Source organism: Exiguobacterium sp. SH1S1, assembly GCF_004337245.1.
Taxonomy (GTDB): Bacteria; Bacillota; Bacilli; order Exiguobacteriales; family Exiguobacteriaceae; genus Exiguobacterium; species Exiguobacterium aurantiacum_A.
Genome location: NZ_SJUZ01000018.1, coordinates 1 through 2,998, shown reverse-complemented (window position 1 = coordinate 2,998; position 2,998 = coordinate 1). Strand labels below are relative to the sequence as shown.

1 rRNA gene is annotated in these 2,998 nt (G+C 54.3%); it reads left to right on the top strand.

From position 1 onward, the window contains the following. Positions 1-81: 81 nt before the first annotated feature. Positions 82-2,995 (top strand): 23S ribosomal RNA (locus EVJ23_RS14955). Positions 2,996-2,998: the final 3 nt, after the last annotated feature.

Genomic DNA, 2,998 nt, shown 5'->3' with positions numbered 1-2,998 from the left:
TTGAAAACTGAAGATTCATCAAGACATCAAACCAAGAAAAATATGCATGGTCCGTTCGGACCGTGTGTCTTAGAAACGCTAGATCAAGGTAGAAAGGGCGTACGGTGGATGCCTTGGCACTAGGAGCCGATGAAGGACGCGACGAACAGCGAAATGCTCTGGGGAGTGGTAAGTGCACTTTGATCCAGAGGTATCCGAATGGGGGAACCCACCGCCGGGAGACTGGCGGGACACCCGTGTGAATACATAGCACGGTGTGAGGCAAACCCGGGGAACTGAAACATCTAAGTACCCGGAGGAAGAGAAAGAAAATTCGATTCCCTGAGTAGCGGCGAGCGAAACGGGAACAGCCCAAACCAGGAAGCATGCTTCCTGGGGTTGTAGGACACTCTATACGGAGTTACAAAGGGATAGGATAGGTGAACGACCTGGAAAGGTCGGCCAGAGAAGGTGACGGCCCTGTAGCTGAAATCTTATCCCCTCCAGAGTGGATCCTGAGTACGGCGGGACACGTGAAACCCCGTCGGAATCCGGGAGGACCATCTCCCAAGGCTAAATACTTCCTAGTGACCGATAGTGAACCAGTACCGTGAGGGAAAGGTGAAAAGCACCCCGGAAGGGGAGTGAAATAGATCCTGAAACCGTATGCCTACAAGTAGTCAGAGCCCGTTAACGGGTGATGGCGTGCCTTTTGTAGAATGAACCGGCGAGTTACGATGGCGGGCAAGGTTAAGCTGATAAGGCGGAGCCGCAGCGAAAGCGAGTCTGAATAGGGCGCATCAGTCCGTCGTCGTAGACCCGAAACCAGGTGATCTACCCATGTCCAGGATGAAGGTCAGGTAACACTGACTGGAGGTCCGAACCCACGCACGTTGAAAAGTGCGGGGATGAGGTGTGGGTAGCGGTGAAATGCCAATCGAACCTGGAGATAGCTGGTTCTCCCCGAAATAGCTTTAGGGCTAGCCTCGAGGTGAAGAGTTCCGGAGGTAGAGCACTGATTGGACTAGGGGCCCCCACAGGGTTACCGAATTCAGTCAAACTCCGAATGCCGGCAACTTGTACTCGGGAGTCAGACTGCGAGTGATAAGATCCGTAGTCGAAAGGGAAACAGCCCAGACCATCAGCTAAGGTCCCAAAGTGTATGTTAAGTGGAAAAGGATGTGGCGTTGCACAGACAACTAGGATGTTGGCTTAGAAGCAGCCACCATTCAAAGAGTGCGTAATAGCTCACTAGTCGAGTGACGCCGCGCCGAAAATTTAACGGGGCTAAACATACCACCGAAGCTATGGATTCCGTAAGGAATGGTAGGGGAGCGTTCCAAGCAGCAGTGAAGCGGTATCGTGAGGAGCCGTGGAGCGCTTGGAAGTGAGAATGCCGGTGTGAGTAGCGAAAAGAGGGGTGAGAATCCCCTCCGTCGAAAGCCCAAGGTTTCCTGAGGAAGGCTCGTCCGCTCAGGGTTAGTCTGGACCTAAGCCGAGGCCGAAAGGCGTAGGCGATGGACAACAGGTTGATATTCCTGTACCGCCGTACCACCGTTTGAACGATGGGGGGACGCAGAAGGATAAGGTAACCGTGCGACTGGAAGTGCACGGACAAGCAGCGAGGCCGTCGGGTTGGCAAATCCGCCCGGCATACAAGGTTGAGCTGTGATGTGGAGCCCGTAGGGCGAAGTACCGGATTTCACGCTGCCAAGAAAAGCCTCTAGTAAGGAGGTCGGCGCCAGTACCGTAAACCGACACAGGTAGGCGAGATGAGAATTCTAAGACGCGCGGGATAACTCTCGTTAAGGAACTCGGCAAAATGGTCCCGTAACTTCGGGAGAAGGGACGCTTATGGCAACATAAGCCGCAGTGAATAGGCCCAAACGACTGTTTAGCAAAAACACAGGTCTCTGCTAAATCGCAAGATGAAGTATAGGGGCTGACGCCTGCCCGGTGCTGGAAGGTTAAGGGGATGTGTCATCGCAAGAGAAGCACTGAACCGAAGCCCCAGTAAACGGCGGCCGTAACTATAACGGTCCTAAGGTAGCGAAATTCCTTGTCGGGTAAGTTCCGACCCGCACGAAAGGCGTAACGATTTGGGCACTGTCTCAACGAGAGACCCGGTGAAATCATAGTACCTGTGAAGATGCAGGTTACCCGCGACAGGACGGAAAGACCCCATGGAGCTTTACTACAGCCTGATATTGAGGCTTTGTACGCGATGTACAGGATAGGTGGGAGTTTGTGAAGCCGGAGCGCCAGCTTCGGTGGAGACATCCTTGGGATACCACCCTTTGCGTATAGAGTCTCTAACTCGCAGCCGTGATCCGGCTGGAGGACCGTGTCAGGCGGGTAGTTTGACTGGGGCGGTCGCCTCCTAAACAGTAACGGAGGCGCCCAAAGGTTCCCTCAGAATGGTTGGAAATCATTCGTAGAGTGCAAAGGCAGAAGGGAGCTTGACTGCGAGACCTACAAGTCGAGCAGGGACGAAAGTCGGGCTTAGTGATCCGGTGGTTCCGCATGGAAGGGCCATCGCTCAACGGATAAAAGCTACCCTGGGGATAACAGGCTGATCTCCCCCAAGAGTCCACATCGACGGGGAGGTTTGGCACCTCGATGTCGGCTCATCGCATCCTGGGGCTGGAGTAGGTCCCAAGGGTTGGGCTGTTCGCCCATTAAAGCGGTACGCGAGCTGGGTTCAGAACGTCGTGAGACAGTTCGGTCCCTATCCGTCGTGGGCGCAGGAAATTTGAGGAGAGCTGTCCTTAGTACGAGAGGACCGGGATGGACGCACCGCTGGTGTACCAGTTGTTCCGCCAGGAGCATCGCTGGGTAGCTACGTGCGGACGGGATAAGTGCTGAAAGCATCTAAGCATGAAGCCCCCTCCGAGATGAGATTTCCCTTTGAGCAATCAAGAAAGACCCCTCAGAGACGATGAGGTAGATAGGTCATGGGTGGAAGCACGGCGACGTGTGGAGCTGAATGATACTAATCGGTCGAGGCTTTGATCTAGAA